The following is a 16281-nucleotide window of genomic DNA, read 5'->3' on the forward strand; positions in this document are numbered from 1 at the left end:
GTCATTGCGAGGAGCGTAGCGACGAAGCAATCCAGTAGCCGCCCCGCAACTCTGGATTGCTTCGCTTCGCTCGCAATGACGCGGGGCGAGTTCTCGATCGTAATGCGAAGCGATCAGCGGGAAAACGTATCAGGCCAAACCCCGATCAAATCCGCCCTTGCAACCGGCTCCACAGCGCGTTTTCCGCGCTGAACACATAATCCAGTCTGGCGCTCGTCACGGTGCGCGCGCCTTTGGCGATCAGCCAATCGGCGAATTGCGGCGCGCCATCCGCCGGGGCGGAGAAGGTGACGAAGCCGCCTTCGCCGCGCTCGCGCAGCTCCACGGAATATTTCTCCGCCGCCTCGGCGAGCAGCGCCTCGTCCAGCGTCAGACGGGCGCGAATTTCGCGCGTCGTGCGCGCTTGCTCCTCGGCCGCTATGCGCGAGAGGATGATGCGGGCCGCCTCCCGCGCCCGCGGCGTCCAGGGCGCGGAAAGCGAGGCGACGAGATTGGCCTGCGAGCGCAGGATCACGCCATCGTCCAAAGTCTTCAGCGCATTGGCGACGAGCGTCGCGCCCGTGGTGGTGATGTCCACGATGAGATCGGCGGAGCCCGCCGCCGGCGCGCCTTCCGTGGCGCCGGAGCTCTCGACGATGCGATAATCGCCGATGGCGTGCTTGGCGAAGAAACGCCGCGTCGTGTGAATATATTTGGTGGCGACGCGCAGCCCGCGGCCATGGCGCGCGCGAAAGCCGGCCGAGACATCGGCGAGATCGGCCATGGTCCGCACGTCGATCCAGGCCTGCGGAACGGCGACAACCACATTGGCCTTGCCGAAGCCGAGCGGCGCCAAAATCTCCACCTTGCTCGCCGCATCGGGAATCGTTTCGCGCACGAGGTCTTCGCCGGTCACGCCGAGATGGACGTCGCCGCTGGCGAGCCGCGAGGTGATCTCGGAGGCGGAGAGAAAGGCCGCCTCGGCGTCCTCCACTCCGGCCAACTGGCCGCGATAGTCGCGCGCCCCGCGCCCCTGTGTCACCTCTATGCCCGCGCGGGCGAAAAAGGCGTTGGCGTTCTCCTGCAGCCGGCCCTTGGAGGGAACGGCGACGATGAGTCTGTCGGTCGTCGTTGCGGTCATGCCGCGCTTCCTTTGCGCGCCGTCAGCCGATCGACCCATATGGCCGCGCCGACAGCGGGGATGTCCTGTTTCGCGCCCAGCGTCTTCAGCAGGCGGTCGTAGCGCCCGCCGCCGATGAGCGCCGGGCCGGCGGGCTCGCGCCGCGCCTCGAAGACGAAGCCCGAGTAATAATCGAGCCTCCGGGCGAAGCTCGCGGAGAAGCGCACGCGATCGAGATCGACGCCGCGCGCCGCGAGAAAGCCGGAGCGCGTGTCGAGCGAGTCGAGCGCCGCGGTCAGATCGAGCGAGACGTCCTTCGCGAGCTTGCGCAGCGCGGCGGAGGCCTCGTCGATCTGCCCCTGCACGGAAAAAAAGGCGTCGACCAGTGCATGCGTCTCGGCGCTCACTCCGGCGCCGCCGGCGAGGGCGGCCTGATCCAGAAAGCGCTCGGCGATCTCCCCGGCGCTGCGGCCGCCGACCGGCGAAATTCCAGCGATGGACAGAAGATCCTCGACGAGCGCGCGCGCCTCCTTGGCGTCCACCTTCTCGAGCGCGGCGAGCACGCCGGCGTGCTCCTTGCCATTGGCGGGCGGGGCGAAAATCTCAGAGAGCGACTCGCCGCGGGCGTGTCCCGTCTCGAGACGCCGGCGCCAGGCGGGCGGCAGGTCGAGCCGATCCAGAAAGGTGGAGACGAGGCCGGCGTCGCCGGTCTCCACATGCAGCGCGCCGCCGTCGGCCGAGGAGGCGGCCTCCAGAGCGGCGGCGAGAATCTCGGCGTCGGCGGCCTCGCGATCGTCGCGGCCGAAGCTCTCGAGCCCGGCCTGCAACAGCTCGCCGCTGCCCGTCTCGCCCTCGGCGGGGAAGCGGAACACAGTGCCGCCATAGGCGAAGGAGGCCGGCGCGCCCGCCGTGGCCGAAGCGAGATAGGCGAGGCAGACGGGGATCGTATATTCCGGCCGCAGGCAGACGTCGTCGCCGGCGGCGTCGCTGGTCAGATAGAGACGGCCGCGGAAATCCTCGCCCGAGCGGTCGAGGAAAACGCCGGCCGGCTGCAATATCTTCGGCTCGCAGCGGGTAAAGCCCGCGCGCTGAAACGACGCCAATATTGCGCCGAGAGCGTCGCCGCTCGAAAAATCGGTTTTCGCCGCCTCGTTCACGCCTTTAGTCCCTCTTTTGCGGTCCTTCCTTAGCAAGGGCGGATGAAATTCGCATCCGCTTTCCGGAGGGAGGGTGAACGAAGCGGGCGGCGGTTCAGCCGCCTCGGATCAGGGCTTGTGCAGCCGGAACATGTCTAAGGCCGGATCGGCGTGGCGCGCTCGGTCGAAGGCCCGTTCCGGGGACAGGCCTCGCCTCAGCAGAGAATGAAGCAAATAGTGAACGAAGAGCGCGGCGTCCGAGGCGTCGGGACAGTCCGCTGGCGCGATATAGGCGGCGGCGCCCGCTTCGAGGAAGGCCTTCGCAAAAGCCGCATCGCCGGACAGGCAGGCCGTGCTGACGACGATCGCTCCCGGCATTCGAGCGCGCTTTGCGATGGCGGCCGCCGGCAGCGAGCCGTCGACGAGCGCGCCGACGTCTACGCCATCGCCATAATCGCCGAACACCAAGCCGTTTTCGTCACCGTGTCCGCAGATGACGACGAGTTTCGGATCATGTTCTTTCCGCTCGAGCGTGAGCAGGAAATCTTCCGGCGTCCCGACGAGGTGCAAGAGCACAGCCGCGCCGAGGCTTTCGAGCATCGACCGAATCAGCAGCGCTTCGAAAGCATCGCCCACGGCGATGACTGAGGCCGGCGTTTTCGGAGCAAAGTATTTCTCGTCGACGAGCATGTTTGGCCTTCACGCTCGGCCTTCGCAAATGGAGCGAGGCGATAGGGGTCGGCTCTAGAATTTGCACTCTTTCGGAAGCTTGTCCTCCGACCAATCGGCGAGGGAAATGGTCTGCGCCTTTATCTCCACCTTCTTGCCGTTGCGCGTTCCCTTGCCTGCGAGGAAATTGAGGTCGCAGGTCCCGCCGGCGTTGGGGTCGATCGTGTCGCGCGCCGCATAGGTGAAGCCGGCGACGATGAGCGCGCCATTGCGGCGGATCACCGTCAAAGTCTCGCTCCAGCGGTCGCGGCCGATCGAATCATTCTCGGATTTGATCAGCAGCGAGCCCTTGTCGCTCACCGCCAGCGAAGGCCGCTGGCCGGCCATGCCGCCATTCCAGGCGACGTTCTTCTTGACGAAGGCAGGCTTGGCGCCGGCGCGCAGAGCGTCCTGATCGAGCCCGAGATAGACATAGAGATCGGCGCCAGTGTCGAGATTGTCGACGAGCACGGCGAGATCACGGCCGCCGCCATCGGAGAGATAGATCGGCGTCGCGGAGAGAATGCGCTCGAGCGGCGCGGTCTCGGCGACGAGGGGGGAGGCGGCGAGGAGAAGGGCGGCGAGAAAAGCGAGATGCAATCGCATTGGAAAAAGTTCCTGCGAAACGGATCGCGAGGCGCCCTCATCCGACCCCGCTTCGCGGGGCCATATTCTCCCGCGAGCGGGAGAAGGGGTGCGGCGTCGAACGCGGCGCCCGCTTTTTCGATATCGCGCCTACTCGAAGAAAAAGGCGCTTCCTTCTCCCGCTTGCGGGAGAAGGTGGCCCGGCGCAGCCGGGTCGGATGAGGGTCCGCGCCGGGCGAGCCCCATCTGTCGTGTCACTCGCCGGCGTTAGCCGCCTCGGCCTTTTCCTTGGCCTCGAGGTCTTCGCCGGTCTGCTGATCGACGACGCGCATGGAGAGGCGCACCTTGCCGCGATCGTCGAAGCCGAGCAGCTTCACCTTCACCTTGTCGCCTTCCTTCACCACATCGGTGGTCTTGTTCACGCGCTGCTTGGAGAGCTGCGAGATGTGAACGAGGCCGTCCTTGGCGCCGAAGAAATTGACGAAGGCGCCGAAATCGGCGGTCTTCACCACGGTTCCCTCATAGATCTGGCCGACCTCCGGATCGGAGGCGATCGACTTGATCCAATTGATCGCCGCCTTGATGGAGTTGCCGTCGGAGGAGGCGACCTTCACCGTGCCGTCGTCCTCGATATTGATCTTGGCGCCGGTCTTCTCGACGATCTCGCGAATGACCTTGCCGCCGGTGCCGATCACTTCGCGGATCTTGTCGGTGGCGATCTTCAGCGTCTCGATGCGCGGCGCGAACTCGCCGAGCTCGGCGCGCGAGGTGGTGAGCGCCTTGGACATCTCGCCGAGGATGTGCAGACGGCCGTCGCGCGCCTGGGCGAGCGCGACGCGCATGATCTCCTCGGTGATGCCGGCGATCTTGATGTCCATCTGCAGCGAGGTGACGCCGTCCGACGTGCCCGCCACCTTGAAGTCCATGTCGCCGAGATGGTCCTCGTCGCCGAGAATGTCGGAGAGAACCGCGAAGCGCTCACCCTCGAGGATGAGGCCCATGGCGATGCCCGCCGTCGGCTTCTTCAGCGGCACGCCCGCGTCCATCAGCGCCAGCGAGGAGCCGCAGACAGTGGCCATGGACGAGGAGCCGTTGGACTCGGTGATCTCCGAGACGACGCGCAGCGTGTAGGGGAATTCAGCGGCCGCCGGCAGCATCGGGCGGATGGCGCGCCAGGCGAGCTTGCCATGGCCGATCTCGCGGCGGCCGGGCGAGCCCATGCGGCCCGTCTCGCCGACGGAGTAGGGAGGGAAGTTATAGTGGAGCAGGAAGCGCTCCTTATAGGTCCCCTCGAGCGAGTCGACGAATTGCTCGTCCTCGCCGGTGCCGAGCGTGGCGACGACCAGCGCCTGCGTTTCGCCGCGGGTGAACAGGGCCGAGCCATGCGCGCGCGGCAGCACGCCCACCTCGGCGACGATCGGGCGCACCGTCTTCACGTCGCGGCCGTCGATGCGAATGCCGTCGTCGAGAATGTTCCAGCGCACGACCTTGGCCTGCAGATCGTGGAAGGCCTCGGCGACATGCTCCTTGGAGAATTTCGCCTCGCCGCCTTCCGGCAGCAGGCCGGCGAAGACCTTGGCCTTCACTGCGTCCACCGCGGCGTAGCGATCCTGCTTCACCGTGATCTTATACGCGGCGCGCAGCTCGGCCTCGGCGATGGCGTCGACGGCGGCGTCGACCTCGGTCTTGTCGACAACATTGAGGTCGCGCGGATCCTTGGCGGCGCGCTCGGCGAGGCGGATGATCGCGTCGATCACCGGCTGGAAGCCGCGATGGCCAGTCATCACCGCCTCGAGCATCAGATCCTCGGAGAGCTCCTGCGCCTCCGATTCCACCATCAGCACGGCGTCCGACGTGCCGGCGACGACGAGGTCGAGCGCCGAGAGCTTCATCTCCTCGATCGTCGGATTGAGCTTGAGCTGGCCGTTGATATAGCCGACGCGGGCGCCGCCGATCGGCCCCATGAAGGGAATGCCGGAGAGCGTCAGCGCCGCCGAGGCCGCGACCATGGCGAGAATATCCGGGTCATTCTCGAGATCATGGCTCAGCACGGTCACGATGACCTGCGTGTCATTGCGATAGCCGTCGGGGAACAGCGGGCGGATCGGGCGGTCGATGAGGCGGGAGACCAGCGTCTCGCGCTCGCTCGGGCGGCCTTCGCGCTTGAAATAGCCGCCCGGAATGCGGCCGGCGGCGAAGGCTTTCTCCTGGTAGTTCACGGTCAGCGGGAAGAAGTCCTGGCCGGGCTTGGGCGCCTTGGCCGAGACGACGGTCGCGAGCACAGTGGTCTCGCCCCAGCTGGCGAAAACGGCGCCGTCCGCCTGGCGGGCGATCTTGCCGGTCTCGAGGATCAGCTTGCGACCCGCCCAGTCGAGCTCTTCGCGATGGATCTGGAACATGTCTTTTCGTCTTTCTCTCATGACGCGCCATGATGCGCGTCGGCTGGGCGAGGCGTCATGGGCGAGCGAGGCGTCATGGGCAAGACGGCGAGAGGCTGTGGGGCGGGGATTTTCGAAGATGCGAAGCCGCGAAAGCTTCAAAAGATCCTCGCCTCAGCGTCCGGCGATCCTGCCATGACGATCCTGCCCTGACGATCTGCCGAGGGCCGGCGGCGCGGCCCCATGCCGCCCGCCGAACGTTGGAAGGGCCGCCCTTTCGCGCATCCCTTCCGGCAATGAAGCGGCCGAATCGTTCGGCCGAACCGTTTTTTCATACGCGAAATCGCGGCGGACCGCGATCTCGCTTTCTCTCGGCCTCTTTCGAGGCTCGTCCCGCGAGCGGGCGTGAACTCAGCGACGAATGCCGAGACGCTCGATGATGGAGCGATAGCGCGGCTCGTCTCTCGACTTCACATAGTCGAGCAGCTGGCGACGCTGCGACACGAGCTTCAAGAGACCGCGACGCGAATGATTGTCCTTCACATGGGTCTTGAAATGCCCGGTCAGATTGGTGATGCGCTCGGTGAGGATCGCCACCTGCACTTCCGGCGAGCCGGTGTCGTCCGGCTTGGTCGCATATTCCTTGATGAGCGCCTGCTTGCGCTCCGCAGTGATCGACATCGGTGAGGTCCTTTTCGTTTTCTGGTGTGGGTCCGCAGGCCGCGGCCGGGGCCGGGATGTCGTCCAGCGAGGGTCGCCGCGAGCGGAGCCGCCCGGAAAACCGGGCGCGCGAGGGGCTTATAGCAGAAAAGGGAGGGAAGGATAGAGAGCCCTCTCCGCCGGGCCTCTCGCGGCGTCACTGGGCGTCGACGAGGCTCGCTCCGCGGGCGTCGTCGCGCTCAGAGATGAGCGCGGCTTTCTCGGCGGCGAGGCGGTCGCGCTCGGCGGCGAGCTCCTCGCTATGCGCGAGAGCGGCCTCGAGCTGGGCGATGATCTCGTCGATCTCGCCGGACGCCCGATCGCGCTCGACGAGCAAGGCGGTGCTTTCGGCCAGGACGCGATCGCGATCGGCCGCAAAGGCGTGGGCGTCGGCGACGGCTTGGTCGCGCTCCGCGCGCATCGCCTCCTTCTCATGCGCCTCCTTGCTCCATTCGGCGGCCATGGCGGCGTTTTCGCCCATGATGCGATCGCGGTCCGCCGCAAAGGCCTCGGCGTTCGCAATGGCCGCGTCGCGCTCGGCCCGCATCGCCTCCTTCTCGTGAGCTTCCTTGCTCCATTCGGCGGCCATGGCGGCATTTTCGCCGAGGATGCGATCACGGTCCGCGACGGCGGCGTCGCGCTCCCTTCGCATCGCCTCTCTCTCATAGAGCGCGAGAGCGCGCTCGGCGACAGCCGCGGCCTTTTCGGCAAGGGCGGCGTCGCGCTCGGCTCTGATCACTCTCGTCTCGATCGTCGCGCTCTCACACTCGACGAAATCGGCGTCATTCTCCGCTGTGGCGGGGGCATGATCGTCGCGGGGCGTGAGCGTATCGTCGGCCGCGCCTTCGAGCCGCGCGCGCATCTCGTCTCGTTCCTCCAGCGCGGCGTCGCGCGCGGCGGCGAAAGCGGCGTTGTCGGTCGCCAGCCGGTCGCGCTCCTCGGTGAGGGCCTGAATTTGCACGATCAGATCATCGCGCTCCGCCGCCCGGAGGAAGAGCTGATCGATGATGGCGCGGCTGCCGTCCTCGCGTTCGGGGAAGAGCAGCTGCGCGGTCTTCTCGGCGTAGAGAAGATAGACCTCTGGCAAGTAATGCGTGTCGCTCGGTCCGCCCCAGGGCGCCTCGCGGCCGGTGATGAACAGCTTCCGCGGCAGCGAGATGAAGGAGATATTGTCGAAGCTGCGCGCGAAATCATACATTTTCTCGAGCGCGACATTCGCCATCTCCGCGGCTCCGGGCGCGAAGTCATAGGTGTAGGGGACGCCATTCACCTTGCAGGTGAAATAATGCTCGAGCAGCACGAGGCGCGAGAATTTCCGCGACAAAATCTCGATCGATCGCGCGAAGGCGCGCTTCCACAGCGGGAAGAACCGCGCCCAATTGGCGTGGAAGGAAATGCGCTCGCCGCCTTTGAAGACCTTGTCGAAGACGTCCTGATTCATCGTCTCGGGCGTCAGGCCCTCGAGAATATGGACGCCCTCGAGCGGATCGATGACGAATTGCGTCTCGCTCAGAGCGACGACGCCGCTGCGCAGATCGCGCGTCAAGTCGAAGATCAGCAGCTCTGCGTCCATCTCCAGAAGATTCGGCAGATGCAGCTTTTTCGCGTCATTGACGAGATAGGTCAGGAATTCCGGCGGCAGGCAGGAGAAGCGCGAATCGATCTTCTCGATCGGATCGGCGACTAGCGCGATCGTCGGGCGGCGCCACAAATGTCCGCGCGATCGGAAAAGACCTTCATTCAGCCGGAGACCGCTCTCATAAGTAGAGCAGCCGCCCAATGTTATAAAGCTCTTGCGGCGATCCTCGACATAGGCCTTCTCGGCAGGGAACTCAGAGCTTTCTCTTGCAACAACGCTGATGTTTTTACCCGAATTGTGCTTTTTCGCCATTGTCAGCTTCTTCTCACAGCGATTCGACACAATATTGCATCTCAGGCTCCTTTATCGAGATGTAGCACATTGCCTTCGCCGCGTAAAATCTCTTCCACGAAATTACGTGATTGCCGCGTCTCTCGCGAGAAAGCCTGCGCCGAAACACCGCCGGCGAGCAGCCCGGCGATGGCGCCGCAGAGTCCGGCCCAGGCGAGCTGCTCTATGTCCGGCGGCGACGAATCGACGATCAGCGTCACCGCCATTGTCGCGACGCCCGCCAATTGGCCGACCATCGCGTCGCGGTCTTGCGCGCGCGGAAACAGCGCGAGGCCGATCAGCGGAACGAAGCCCGCCGCCGACAGCGCGAGCGCCATGCCGACGAGCGTGCGCGCGTCTATGGCGTTGGCCGCGCTCGTCGCCGAGCCGAGCGCGGTGACGCCGACCAGCGCCAGCCGCGTGATGGCGAGGCGCCGGCTGGTCAGCGCCGATTCGGCGCGCAGCCGATAGAGCGCGTCATGGCCGACCGCGGCGGCGCAGGCGTGCAGGCTGGCCGCCGCCAGCGCCAGGCCGACGGCGATGACGCCGGAGGCGACGAGGCCGCTGAGCGCGGCGCCGAGCTTGGCCAATTGCGGCAGGGCGCCGATGAGATATTCCGCGCGCACGGAAATATCCTCCGGCCGCAGCGGCGCGGCGGGCGCCAGCTTGCGGGCGAGGCAGGCGGCGCGCGCCTGCGCCGGGCCGTCCGCCTTGGCGCCGCAAATCTGCAGCAGGCCGCGCGCGCTCGCCGAATAGATGGATTCGGGGAGCCGTTCCGGCGTCTGACCGACGGCGACATTGGAGACGATCAGCGCGGAGGAGGCGACGGTCGCCGCCACCAGCGCCGCCGCCGTCAATGTCCAGAACATGGCCGCGATCCCGGCCCGCCGCGCCGCCGCCACATCCCGCGTCGCCACCGATGGGGCGAGGGCGGGCGCGAGAGTCGCCAGGCCGAGCGCCAGGCCGAGCGCTGTGGTGATCTCGAGCGCGACCGGCGCAGGCCGGGCCAGCCGCCAATTCTGGATGATGCGCGTCGCCTCGCTCCAGGCGGCCTGATCGCCGATGAGCGGCAAGGGCGTGGGAAAGCCTTCGGCCATGAGGGCGATCTGCGGCAGAGCGAAGCCCGCCATCAGCACGCCCGCGGCGGCGCAGGCGCTCCACAGCACGCCGCCGACGCCGCCCGGTCCCGCGATCAGGAGAATCGCCGCGCCGATGAAGAAGGCCGCGAAGGGCCGGCCCGCGCCAGTGAAGCCGACCAGCGCGTCCACCGCCGTCTGATAGCCGGCGAGCGCCACGATCGCCGAGGTGAGCGCGGCGACGGCGATCATGCCGAGCCGCGGCTCCATGCGCGAGAAGCGCGCCGCCAGCAGATCGGACAGCGAGAAGGCCCCGGTCTTGCGCAGCGCTGGCCCGGTCGCCGCGCCGATGAGCGCGACGCCGAGCAGCAGGCCGAGCGTCACGCCGAGCGGCGAGCCGGCGCCGGTGAGCCGAGCCGCGAAAGGCGCCGCGAGGCCCGTGACCAGCGCGGCCTGCGCGAATCCGACATAGGCGGCCGGCGCCGCCCGTCCCGCCGCGTAATAGAAGGACACGCGCATGGAATGCAGCAGAAAGCCCAGCGCGGCCAGAGCGACCACGGTGAAATAGGGCGACACCAGCGCCACCAGCCGCTCCGGCGCGCCGACGCGATCGAGCAGAGCGACGAGCCCATAGGCGGTGGCGAAAGTGACGATCGCCAATGCGATGCGTCCGTCGAGCCGCGCCCGATCCTCGAAATTCTCTACCGTGTCCCGCATGTCGCGCCTCCTTCCACGAGCCTAGAGTGTTTTCGAGCGAAGCGGGAACCGGTTCGCGTGAAGAAAACACGGCAGAACAAGGAAATCGAGAGTCATTCCGGTTCGATTGGAACCGGAATGACTCTAGCCGACGAGGGCGCCGAAAACCAGCGCGCGCGGTCCCTGAGGGGCGGTTGGCCCCGACTTCGCATGTCGCGGGGCGATCGAAGGGAGAAATGCGGCATGCAGGCGAATTTTCGCAGGATCGACGTCATCGCGGCGCGTCAGATCATCGGGCGCGGGCGCGCGCTGGTGATAGACGTGCGCGATCCGGACTCTTTCGCGCGCGGCCATATAGATGGGGCCGAGCTGGCGACGCGGGAGAACATCTCCTCCTTCGTCACTCTGACGCCGAAGGACCGGCCGGTGGTGTTCTGCTGCTATCACGGCAATTCCAGCCAGGCCTACGCCAAATATTTCGCCGAGCAGGGCTTTTCCGACGTCTACAGCCTCGACGGCGGCTATGAGGCCTGGGCGATCGCCGAGCGTTCCGCGCCCCCCGCCACGGCGGCGCTGAGCCCGGCCCTGGAGGCTTTTCTGGCCGAGCACGGCTTTGCGCCCGGCGACGCCAATGGCCGCAACAAGGACAATGTGACGCCGCTGATGGTCGCCGCGCGCCTCGCCCCGCCGGCGCTGGTGGCCGAGCTGCTGCAGGCCGGCGCCGATCTCCATGCGACCAATGTGGACGGCAATCAGGCGCTGTGGCTCGCCTGTGTCGGCGAGATAGAGGAGAATATCGCGCTGCTGATCCGCGCCGGAATCGACATTCAGCACATAAATGTCAACGCCGCGACGCCGCTGATGTTCGCCGCCTCCTCCGGCCGCGCCCGCGCCGTGGCGCAATTGATGGCGGCCGGCGCCGACCCTTCCTTCGAGACGGGCCTCGGCCTCACCGCGCTGGACATGGCCTCGACCAAGGAATGCCTCGATCTGATGCGCGCGGAGGTGAAGCGCCGCAAGGTGTTGGCGGCGGCGTCGTGAGCCCGGGAAATTCAGCGGCCGGGAATGACGCGTCCTAATCCTTGCCGCTGACGCCGGCGCTGGCGAAAGTCGCCATCCCGCTGTGGCAGGCGAGCGCCGCCTTGACGACGCCGATCGCCAGCGCGGCGCCGGAGCCCTCGCCGAGCCGCATGCCGAGATCGAGCAGCGGCTTCTTGCCGAGCCGCTCCAGCACATCCCTATGCGCGCCCTCCGCCGAGACATGGCCGGCGAGGCAATGGGCGATGGCGTCCGGGCTCGTCGCATGCAGCAGCGCCGCCGCCGCGCAGGCGACATAGCCGTCGAGCAGCACGGGGATGCGATTGCGCCGCGCCGCGAGCATCGCGCCCATCATGCCGGCGATCTCGCGCCCGCCGAGCCGGCGCAAAATCTCCAGCGGATCGGACAAATGTCCGGCGTGAAAGGCGAGCGCCTCGTCGATGACGGCGTTCTTGCGCGCGAGCCCTTCGTCGTCGACGCCGGTTCCGCGCCCGGTCCAGCGCGCCGCCGGCCCGCCATAGAGCGCGGCGTAGATCGCCGCCGCCGAGCTGGTGTTGCCTATGCCCATCTCGCCCGGCGCCAAAAGATCGATCCCGCCGTCCACCGCCTCCATGCCATAGACCAGAGTGCCGGCGGCCTCGCGCTCCTCCATTGCGGCGCTCGTCGTGAAATCGCGTGTCGGATGCTCGAGCGCTAGCTCGAAGACCTTGAGGCCGACGCCATTGGCCTTGCAGATCTGATTGATCGCCGCGCCGCCGACGGTGAAATTATCCAGCATCTGCCGCGTGACGGCGGCGGGAAAGGCGGAGACGCCCTTGGCCGTGACGCCGTGATTCCCCGCGAAGACGGCGACGAGCGGCCGCTCGATCCGCGGCTCCGCGCTGCCCTGCCAGGCCGCCAGCCATTCGACGATCTCCTCCAGCCGCCCCAGCGCCCCCGGCGGCTTGGTGAGCTCGGCGTCGCGCCGCCGCACGGCGTCCACGCTGTCACTGCTGGGGGCGGGGAGATCGGCGAGAAGATTGCGGATGTCGTCGAAGGGCGTGCTCATGCCGCGTGGGTGGGGCATGGCGGGGGCGGGAGTCAAGCGGGGAGGGGAGCGATGCGTCAAAATAGGACCTTCGGCAAGGCGCCGAATTCGATGATTGTGGGTGTCCGAGCCGAAACTGACGAGCGCTTAGAAATAGGCATCGGTCGCGACATTGCGACCAACTGCGTGCGCTATTGCGAGCGCCGCGAAGCAAGGCCTAGATTGCTTCGCCGCTATGGTCGATCGAGTCGTAATACGCTCGCGTTCGGCGTCATCTGTTTCATTGTCACCAATCGCACGCCTCACGTCGGCCCTCTCTGTTTAAGTCTTTGCCGTGGATGAATTTCGCTATTTCTTAATTTTCAGGACTCACACTCGAGAGCGACGAGCGGCTGGTTCGGCTCTGTGTGGATTTTCGATTTATGAGACCATTTCTATTGCTTTTTGGAATTGTAGCTTTGATCGGATTCGTCTCGCAGGCCGGGCGGATTCCGGCGATAATTTTTCTGAACGCTCCGAGCTTAGACGCTCTGGACGAGGAGAATATCCGCCGTTCGGCGTCTCCTCGCGACATCATTTTCGGCGGGGACGTAAAAAGGCTTGCGAAGAGCGCCAAGCGATTGAGGGCAATGGCCACGTCGCCGGACGAGCCGGCGCTTTACAATCGGCTGCTTCATGTCGCCATCGTCGATAGTCCGCCGAGCGTCAAAGACCAAAAGGAGGCCCCGGAAATCGCGCTCGATCTCGGTCGCGCGGGCGCAGCGGCGGTTCTCGTGATCGCCGCCGGACCGACCGTTTGGCGCATCGAGAATGCGAGACCTGAGCAGCGCGCCAAGATCGCCTTCGAGGGTCCGTCTCCCTTCGACATCAAAAATGCCCCGGAGCACATCCTCGCCGGGTTCAGAGTCGGCGCCTTCGGCGTGGACGACTTCACCAGTCCACGCGACTATCTCGAAAACCACGGGCCGGCGCGCACGCGCCGTTTTTGCGCGGCGATGGAGAAATGGAAAAAGCTGTTCGACGCCGCGCCGCGCCAAATGCGCATCTTCATCTTTCGATCGCCCGATCGGATCGAGGTGAACGAGGAGTTTCTCGGCGGCTCCCCGCCACCGAAATCCTCGCCGAACTGGACGGTCGGGCAGGAATGTCATCGCTATGCGGAGAGCGATAGATGAGCTTCGGAAAACGCGGAACAAAATCGGAGAATGAGCGTAACCGCGGGGAGACCCAAAGACTTTCTTTGAGCCAGACAAAGGACGGTGCAAAGCCGGAAGGTTTCAAACTCGTCAAACAGTTGATGAAAATCGCCGGCGTGTTCGCGATCTGCTACGCAGGTTACAATTTCATCCTTCCTGAATTGCTGGCGCTGACGATTGGCCATCCGGTCACGGGCATGGTTCCGCCCCGTTCCCCGGAGGGACGCGCTCTTCGCCAACAAGCGATCGATCAGGCGCTCGCGGGTAGATCGCCAGAGATCAGGCAGATCGAAGTGCGTCTCGACGAGGCTTGCATGCCGACTGGAGCCCAGACCATCCATACGCCCCTCGCTCGAGTCGAATATTGGGTCGACCCCGAGCAGCAGTGGGCGGCGGACGTCCAAGATCCTCGCGGGCAGATGCACATTAAGGATGTCGCTGGCTATTTGTCCTGCGTGTCCCGGCTAGAGCGCCAGCGATTTTGCCAGCCTTACTTTCGGGCGAAATTCGCCAGTCAGCTCAAGCGCTATTTCGACACGCTGCGAACACACAATGACAGGGCGGAACAGATTGCGAGTCTGTATCGACTGTCGAGGGCTCGAAGGCCGGGTGGGACGAATGTCGATGGCATGGCAAGCGAGACGCAATCGATCGGCCTGCACCCGTCGGTCATAGCGACGGTCGAGGACCTGTCGAGCAATGGATATCTGTCCGCAAAGAACTTCGGCCCGTTCGGATTCGGAGTTCCGAAAGAAATCGCTTCGTTTTTGCTTCCCGCGACGCAGAAAAGCTGCCCATGAAAAGCCGCCATTCGATATTGCGCCGTGGGCTGCCGGATTGGCTGCTCGACACGAAGCTTCTCGTTGTCGTCTTCCTCCTGTGCTTCGCCGGAGTGAACGTCGCCGCAAATCTTCTAGTCGCCCATCGCGCGAAAACGGCCGGGACCTGCGCCCCCTTTCCGCATGGCCCTTATCAGCCGGGAAGAACCCCCGTCGCCGGCTGGAGCAAAAAAGTGTGGGAGCAATTCCTCGGGAACTACGAAAGCAAAAAGATGGAGACGGGCTATGTCCTCGACGCCATCTCGCGTTGTCCGATCGGCAATTGCTCAACGGCGATGGCGGACAAGTATTATGCGGCAATGACGGCATATGGTTGGATACACGTCATTCTCGCGCGCGACGCAGATATCGTATCGGGGACGGAAGGCGTCCGAGCCATCAACAGTCTGTTTGCTACGCCCGATGACATGAAAATACTCGCCGATTTGAAGCAGCGCGTCGCCGAAAAGTGGTTTGACAGGGCGAGGCTGGCGAATGACGCCGCGACCAGGCTGATGGTGGAGCGTGAGCCCGAGGACTTCACGATATGCCGACCGACGGGGGATAGCATTCCTCTTCCGTCCTTCGTTCCCATCGCCCGTCGACTGAGCAACTAACGAGAGGGATTCGGCTGAATTTTCGCGGTGACCAAGGCCGAAGGTCCGCCGGCGCGTCTCCGCGCCTTACGGCCGCGCCGTTGTCTCTTCCAGACTCACTCCTCCGCGGCGAGCCGCCTTGCGTCGGCAAGCGCCTTCACGGCAAGTCCCGCAACTCCGATCGCGGCGAGGATCAGCATTGCGGCGTCCAGCCGGGTCGCGCCGCCCGGCGCCGTCGCATCTATGCCGCCGGCCAGCGCTGCAAAGGGCCATGCGGTCATGAGAATGCGGAACTCGGTCGGGCCGATCCCGATATAGGTCATCGGGCGCGCCTGCAGCGCGATCGTGCGCACGTAATTATAGGCCGAGAAGAGCAGATAGCAGGCGAGAATGACCAAGGCCGATTGAAGCGATAGAAATGGCGACGCGCCGAACATCACGATCAGCAGGACTTGCGACATCAGATCATTGGTCTGGCCGATGGCGTCGAGCCGAGGATGCGTCAGCGCGCGGCGTCGGGCCAGCGGTCCGTCGAGCGCCATGCCGAGCCAGTTGAGGACTATTCCGGCGACGAAGACCGGCAGCCATGCATGCGACCAGCGGCAGCCGATCAGCGCCGCCGCGGCGATGACGGCGCCAATGACGCCGATCCTGGTCAGCCGCAGCGGCGTGACCGAATCCGGCAAGGCCGCGAGGATCACATCGGCGAGCTTTTGCTCGCTCGTGGCGAGAAAGCTTCGATCGAATTGCTCGCTACCTTCACTGAGGAGATACGCCACGCTTCACTCCATTTCTCTTCTCTTGCGCCGATCTGTCCTTGCTCGTTCTGCGAAATGTCATAGGTCGCATAATAGCCGGCGCCGACATCCTCGACGCCCGTATAGGTGCGCTGCGTCTCCGTGGCGGAGCCATTTTTGTCTCGCATCACAGCTCGAGCGCATAAAAACCCTCGTATCGAATGCGAGCCGAGGCGCGCGCCAGAAGCCCCTGAGCGTCGATGAGGACGCTTCGCCGGCGCTTCTTAAAGGCTCGCAATCGGCTCAGCCTTAGATATATGTTGTATTTACATTACGAATGCGAATTCGCGCAACGCTGAAACGGTGGGCTTTCAGCTTGTTTTTGCACCAGACGCGCTGTGCGGCAGCGCCGAACTCCTATTTATGCCGCTGTGGCGGAAATTTTTTAGCGAAAGGAGCAAAGCTTCTCGTCGAGCGCGCCGGCGATGAGAGAAAGCAGAGCCTGCTGTCTTCTTCATGTAAAATAGATAAATATCGATCTGGCGGGGGAGAGTTCAGAAAAATGCGAATGGTCTGGTTTCGG

15 protein-coding genes are annotated in these 16281 nt (G+C 65.2%); 5 read left to right on the forward strand and 10 right to left on the reverse strand.

Going from position 1 to position 16281, the window contains the following annotated elements; translation table 11 throughout:
* Window positions 1-145: 145 nt before the first annotated feature.
* Both hisG and METLW3_RS0104200 read right to left on the reverse strand, forming a co-directional pair.
* Entirely contained in the window at window positions 146-1120 is a 975-nt protein-coding gene (hisG, locus tag METLW3_RS0104195; protein ID WP_024878737.1) for an ATP phosphoribosyltransferase, read from the reverse strand.
* Complete coding sequence (locus tag METLW3_RS0104200; RefSeq protein ID WP_024878738.1) at window positions 1117-2256, reverse strand: ATP phosphoribosyltransferase regulatory subunit; 1140 nt, start codon at window positions 2254-2256, stop codon at window positions 1117-1119. Before METLW3_RS0104200 ends, hisG begins: the two co-directional genes overlap by 4 nt.
* 150 nt (window positions 2257-2406) lie before the next feature.
* Between METLW3_RS0104200 and METLW3_RS28075 the strand changes: the two genes are divergently transcribed.
* Complete coding sequence (locus tag METLW3_RS28075; RefSeq protein WP_157096062.1) at window positions 2407-2883, forward strand: hypothetical protein; 477 nt, start codon at window positions 2407-2409, stop codon at window positions 2881-2883.
* 96 nt (window positions 2884-2979) lie between these two features.
* Here METLW3_RS28075 and METLW3_RS0104210 read toward each other — a convergent pair whose 3' ends face one another.
* The 5 genes from METLW3_RS0104210 to METLW3_RS0104235 all read right to left on the reverse strand — a co-directional run bounded on the left by METLW3_RS0104210 (window position 2980) and on the right by METLW3_RS0104235 (window position 10307).
* Window positions 2980-3549 carry a hypothetical protein gene (locus tag METLW3_RS0104210; RefSeq protein ID WP_024878740.1) on the reverse strand — a complete coding sequence of 190 codons (570 nt, stop codon included), beginning with the start codon at window positions 3547-3549 and terminating at the stop codon, window positions 2980-2982.
* 233 nt (window positions 3550-3782) lie between these two features.
* The gene (gene pnp / locus METLW3_RS0104215) at window positions 3783-5927 is read right to left on the reverse strand and encodes a polyribonucleotide nucleotidyltransferase (RefSeq protein ID WP_024878741.1); all 2145 of its coding nucleotides are present in this window, start codon (window positions 5925-5927) and stop codon (window positions 3783-3785) included.
* A 390-nt stretch (window positions 5928-6317) separates the two neighbouring features.
* Window positions 6318-6587, reverse strand: coding sequence for a 30S ribosomal protein S15 (gene rpsO / locus METLW3_RS0104225; protein ID WP_018266720.1), 270 nt, complete (start codon window positions 6585-6587; stop codon window positions 6318-6320).
* A 175-nt stretch (window positions 6588-6762) separates the two neighbouring features.
* Window positions 6763-8496, reverse strand: a complete 1734-nt coding sequence (locus METLW3_RS0104230) for a DUF6270 domain-containing protein (RefSeq protein WP_157516514.1) — start codon at window positions 8494-8496, stop codon at window positions 6763-6765.
* Window positions 8497-8537: 41 nt separating this feature from the next.
* On the reverse strand, window positions 8538-10307 hold the full coding sequence (locus tag METLW3_RS0104235; RefSeq protein WP_024878743.1) for a symporter-like protein: 1770 nt from the start codon (window positions 10305-10307) through the stop codon (window positions 8538-8540).
* Between the two features lie 222 nt (window positions 10308-10529).
* Between METLW3_RS0104235 and glpE the strand changes: the two genes are divergently transcribed.
* A complete protein-coding gene (glpE, locus tag METLW3_RS0104240; RefSeq protein ID WP_024878744.1) occupies window positions 10530-11327 on the forward strand; it encodes a thiosulfate sulfurtransferase GlpE in 798 nt (265 codons plus the stop codon).
* Window positions 11328-11361: 34 nt separating this feature from the next.
* Here glpE and cobT read toward each other — a convergent pair whose 3' ends face one another.
* The gene (gene cobT / locus METLW3_RS0104245) at window positions 11362-12372 is read right to left on the reverse strand and encodes a nicotinate-nucleotide--dimethylbenzimidazole phosphoribosyltransferase (protein WP_026600181.1); all 1011 of its coding nucleotides are present in this window, start codon (window positions 12370-12372) and stop codon (window positions 11362-11364) included.
* A gap of 608 nt (window positions 12373-12980) precedes the next feature.
* Here cobT and METLW3_RS0104250 point away from each other — a divergent pair.
* From METLW3_RS0104250 to METLW3_RS0104260, 3 genes are read left to right on the forward strand one after another with little or no spacing between them, the layout of a single operon-like run.
* The gene (locus METLW3_RS0104250) at window positions 12981-13526 is read left to right on the forward strand and encodes a hypothetical protein (RefSeq protein WP_064033562.1); all 546 of its coding nucleotides are present in this window, start codon (window positions 12981-12983) and stop codon (window positions 13524-13526) included.
* Entirely contained in the window at window positions 13523-14347 is an 825-nt protein-coding gene (locus tag METLW3_RS0104255) for a hypothetical protein (protein ID WP_024878747.1), read from the forward strand. Before METLW3_RS0104250 ends, METLW3_RS0104255 begins: the two co-directional genes overlap by 4 nt.
* Window positions 14344-14982, forward strand: a complete 639-nt coding sequence (locus tag METLW3_RS0104260) for a hypothetical protein (RefSeq protein WP_024878748.1) — start codon at window positions 14344-14346, stop codon at window positions 14980-14982. The genes METLW3_RS0104255 and METLW3_RS0104260 overlap by 4 nt, the downstream gene beginning before the upstream one ends.
* A 95-nt stretch (window positions 14983-15077) precedes the next feature.
* On the opposite strand, the gene METLW3_RS0104265 is transcribed toward METLW3_RS0104260, so the two are convergent.
* Window positions 15078-15740 carry a hypothetical protein gene (locus METLW3_RS0104265; protein WP_024878749.1) on the reverse strand — a complete coding sequence of 221 codons (663 nt, stop codon included), beginning with the start codon at window positions 15738-15740 and terminating at the stop codon, window positions 15078-15080.
* The gene (locus tag METLW3_RS28710; protein ID WP_198022742.1) at window positions 15659-15886 is read right to left on the reverse strand and encodes a hypothetical protein; all 228 of its coding nucleotides are present in this window, start codon (window positions 15884-15886) and stop codon (window positions 15659-15661) included. Before METLW3_RS28710 ends, METLW3_RS0104265 begins: the two co-directional genes overlap by 82 nt.
* Between the last annotated feature and the right edge of the window lie 395 nt (window positions 15887-16281).

Origin of the sequence: Methylosinus sp. LW3 (genome assembly GCF_000527115.1) — a bacterium.
In the GTDB taxonomy this organism is placed as follows: domain Bacteria; phylum Pseudomonadota; class Alphaproteobacteria; order Rhizobiales; family Beijerinckiaceae; genus Methylosinus.